Below are 4,228 nucleotides of genomic sequence, written 5' to 3'. Positions count from 1 at the left end.
CCGGAATTTCGATTCATGAACAACATCCCTACACCCCCTCCCCGACCCTCCCCCGCTACGGGCTTCGCCCTGCAGGGGAGGGGGATTTTAAACAGGTTCTTAGGTCATGGGGTGTTTTTGTGTTTACAGTCGTGGATATAGCCGCTTGTCGGCGTCAATATCAAGCCAATCTGCAAGGCCAAGCCAGTCGCGGCGCTCACTGCGTTCGCTGACTTTTTTATAGAGCACCTGATAATGGGGGCTTTCCGTTAGCGTCTTGCGTGTGTATTGACCACCGTGTTCCAGTACGAGACGGGCGATGGAATATTGGCGTGCGTTCAGCCGCTTGTCTTGTTTGGCTTCGTTCAGGCGGTAGCTGTAAAGCAGCACCTTGGTCATTTCGTTGATGCGGTCGTGCAGTTGGTGGATGGTGTCGCGCATCCCCTGCAAGAAGAAGACAACAAAGGCGGTATTGGCGTCCGCTTCTTTGCGTTTGTGGGCGAGGCGGGTGTGGTTAAACAACGAAAAATAGCGGTCGATATGGCGCAGGTAGTAGCGTGCTTGCGCGAATGGCGCGTAATTCATGCCTTCATGCAGAAGGATGCTCGCTTCAAGCACGCGGCCAACGCGGCCATTGCCGTCCCAAAAGGGATGGATGATTTCGTAGTAGTAGTGGACGAGCGGCGCGCGGATAAGCGCGGGGACGCCTGCCGCCTGCAATGTTTCCTGCCACTCGCAAAGCGCGGCGATGCAGCGGCTGATGTCGCCGCGGTATTGTGGCGGTTTGTAGGGCGGGTTGCCGACTTGGGTCACGATGTCTTTGCTGTTGTTGCGATACTGGCCGGGTGCGTTGTATGGGTGCGGGATGTCGGTGGTGATTTGTCGGTGGATGTCCTGAATGTAGGCGGGGGTAAGGCGCCAATCTGTTGTGCTGCTGTGTGCTTGTGCGTGTTCGTAGGCGGTTTTCAGGTTCAGTACAGCGCGGCGGTTATCGTCCGGGCTGCGCGGTGGCTGTGCCAGTGTGTCGGCGGTTTCTTCTTCGCTCAATTCGCCGCCTTCAATGGTGTGCGTACCATAGATGCCGCTGGCAATAACTTCTTTTTCCAGACTGCTGGCAATCGCGGCTATGGGCGAGGAGGCAAAACGCTGCCAGGCATCTTCGACGAGGCGCAGCGGCAGTTCGACTGCCTGCAAGTCGAGCGCAAGGCGCAGTTTGAAGGGGGCGAAGCGCGCGCACGCGATGCTGTGTTGCAAGGTTTCTTGGTCAATCATGCAACGTATTTTAATGGAAAAATGGCCGCAAAAATGGCCACTTTTTTGCCATTATTTTCATCGTTTTTTCATGGTGATAAATGTGTTGTGAGCGCTTTTTTGCTCGATTTTTTGGCCGCTTTTTTGGCCAGAAAAAAACCGGGCATTGCCCGGCTTTTCTTTTGGCTTTTCACCGCTGCGTGAGGCTTTTGCTGATGCAGTCTTTCAGCGCGGCGACATCATTCGGCAGAATGGTCACGCGGCGCGGCGCGCTTTCGATGTTGTGGAAGCGTTCCGGGCGCGGCGCGGCGAGGCCGGTCGCCTCATGCACGGTTTCTTCAAATTTCGCCGGCAGCGCGGTTTCTAAACATATCATCGGGTGCTCGCTGGGGTGGGCGGCACGCCACTCGCGCGCGACGTGGACGCCGTCGGCGGTGTGCGGGTCAATCAGGCGGTCGTATTTTTCGTACACGTCGCGGATGGTTGCCAGGCGGTCGGCATGGCTGCTGCGCCCGGCGTCGAAGCCGGAGGCGCGGATGCTCTCGCCGAGAGATTCGAGGCTGATGCCGCCGCCCGCTTCGAGGGTGTGCCAGAGGGCGGCGGTTTGTGCGCTGTCGTCGCCGCTGATGCTGTAGATGTAGCGCTCAAAGTTGCTCGCCTTGCCGATGTCCATTGACGGGCTGCTGGTTTTGGCGACGTCTGCCGCCGGGCGGGCGCGGTACTCGCCGCTGTGCAGGGTATGGTAGAGGACGTCGTTTTCGTTGGTGGCGACGATGAGGTGCGCAATCGGCAGTCCCATGCGTTTGGCGATGTATCCGGCGTAGATGTTGCCGAAGTTGCCCGATGGCACGGTGTAATCCACCTGCGCGTCTTGCGGCAGATCGAGCGCGAGGTAGGCCTTGATGTAGTACACGCTTTGCGCCAGTACGCGCGCCCAGTTGATGGAGTTGACCGCGCCGATGTGGTAGCGGCTCTTGAACGCGGCGTCGGCATTGACGGCTTTGACGAGGTCCTGGCAGTCGTCGAAGACGCCTTCAATGGCGATATTGTGGATGTTGGCGTCTTGCAGGCTGTACATTTGCGCTTGCTGGAAAGGACTCATGCGGCCATGCGGTGAGAGCATGAAGACGTTGATGCGCGCCTTGCCGCGCATCGCGTATTCGGCGGCGGAGCCGGTGTCGCCGCTGGTCGCGCCGAGGATGTTCAGCCGCTGGTCGCGGGTTTCAAGGACGTATTCCATCGCGTTGCCGAGGAATTGCATGGCGATGTCCTTGAAGGCGAGCGAGGGGCCGTTGGAGAGTTCAAGAATGTAGGTGTCGCTGTCGCCGAGGCGGGTTAGCGGGGTGATGGCGTCTGTGTGGAAGACGCTCTCGTGGTAAGTGCGATGCAGGATACGGCGCAGGTCATTTTCCGGGATGTCGTCAATGTAGTGGCGCATCACCGCGAAGGCGAGGTCGGCGTAGCTGTGGGTTTTCCATTCGCGCAGGGTGGCGGGGGTGATGATTTCCGGGATGTGCGCGGGCATGGCGAGGCCGCCGTCGGGGGCGAGGCCTTGCAGGAGGATGTCGCTGAAGTGGCCGAGGGATGCGCCACGGGTGGATTGGTATTGCATGGGGTTCCTTGTGTCAGTCGTTGGCGATGGCGACGCTGATGTATGCCTGCATGAGGGCGTCGGGGTCGGTGGTGGTGGTCAGCATGAAGGTCGGTTTGCGCGAATTGTCCGGCAGTTGCCATTGGTGGGCGAGGTAGTGCAGTTTGCTGCCATCAACGGTTTTGTGTTCGTCTTCGCGTTGGACGGTGGTGAAGCCTTCCGGCGGCTGGTTGATGGTTTTGAGGTAGCGTTTTTCGACTTCTGCGGCGTCAATGTGGTGGGCGAATACGGCGCAGTAGTTTTTGTCTTTCATGATGGCGATGACGTAGTTTTCCGGTTCGTGCGGCACGATCCAGGCGCCGCCTTCCTGTTGGGCAAGGTAGATGTCGGCGGCTTCTTTGGGTACGGGCGGGAGATCTTTCAGTTTTTCGCGCAGTTTGTCCAGGTCGGTCAGGTGCTGGATGCAGGTGTTGGTGTAGAGGTTGGTGAAGTCTTCGGCCTGTTTTTCGGCGTCGCCTGCGGCAAAGACGTTGTGGCAGGCGAGGGCGGCGAGCAGCGGGAGGAGGGTTTTGGACATGGTTGGTTCCTTTAAGGTTGGGAAAGGGGGTTATACATACACTTGAGCGCTCAAGGTGTATGTAAAGGGGAAGGGCGGTGGTGCCTTTATTCTTCGTCTGTGACGGTGGCGATGATGATGTATGCCTGCAATCCTGCCTTGGGGTCGGCTGAGGTGGTCAGTATGAACGTCGGTTTGCGCGGATTGTCCGGCAGTTGCCATTGGTAGGAGAGCTTGTGGGATTCGCTGCCATCTACGGTTTCAGTTTCGTCTTCGCTTTTGACGACGGTAAATTCTTTGGGTGCGCGGTTCATGGCATCCAGGTACTGCTTTTCGACTTGTGCGGCATCAGCACGATGCGCGAAGACGGCGCAGAAATCTTTGTTATCCATTAAGGCGATAATGAAAGGCCCCTGCGGGTGCGGCACAATCCAGGCCGTGCCTTTTTCTTTGGCCAGGAACAGCGCTGCCTTGTCTGCCGGGAGGGTTTGCAGGTCTTTCAGTTTTTCGCGCAGTTGGTCCAGGTCAGCCAGGTGCTCAATGCAGGTGTTGGTGTAGAGGTTGGTGAAGTCTTCGGCCTGTTTTTCGGCGTCGCTCGCGGCAAATGTGGCGTGGCAGGTGAGGGCGATAAGTAAGGGAATGAGGATTTTTTGCATGGTTTGGGCGGGTGGGTTGAGGAGCGGGTTTTACATACAGGGTAGCGGGGTTGGTGTATGTATAGCCATCCACCGAAAGCCCTCATACTGTGTTGCGTCGCCTCGCCGTACAAAAGCGTACTGTCTTCGGCGACGCGCCTTGTCTGAAACTTTCGGTGGACGGCTATATATTTATGGCAGGTTGGGTTAGGGCGT

Annotated in this window: 4 protein-coding genes; all 4 read right to left on the bottom strand. The window is 58.0% G+C overall.

From position 1 onward, the window contains the following. Positions 1–123 precede the first annotated feature (123 nt). On the bottom strand, positions 124–1,251 hold the full coding sequence (locus ACO54Z_RS02940; protein WP_485995676.1) for a Fic family protein: 1,128 nt from the start codon (positions 1,249–1,251) through the stop codon (positions 124–126). A gap of 169 nt (positions 1,252–1,420) precedes the next feature. Beyond that, the gene (gene thrC, locus ACO54Z_RS02935) at positions 1,421–2,842 is read right to left on the bottom strand and encodes a threonine synthase (RefSeq protein WP_485995675.1); all 1,422 of its coding nucleotides are present in this window, start codon (positions 2,840–2,842) and stop codon (positions 1,421–1,423) included. Positions 2,843–2,855: 13 nt separating this feature from the next. After that, on the bottom strand, positions 2,856–3,398 hold the full coding sequence (locus ACO54Z_RS02930) for an NMCC_0638 family (lipo)protein (RefSeq protein ID WP_485995674.1): 543 nt from the start codon (positions 3,396–3,398) through the stop codon (positions 2,856–2,858). A gap of 86 nt (positions 3,399–3,484) precedes the next feature. Continuing rightward, entirely contained in the window at positions 3,485–4,033 is a 549-nt protein-coding gene (locus tag ACO54Z_RS02925) for an NMCC_0638 family (lipo)protein (RefSeq protein WP_485995673.1), read from the bottom strand. Positions 4,034–4,228: the final 195 nt, after the last annotated feature.

The sequence above is a fragment of the Cardiobacterium sp. genome (genome assembly GCF_057314735.1).
Note: the sequence above shows the minus strand (reverse complement) of the source record. Positions and strands in the feature narration are given on the sequence as shown.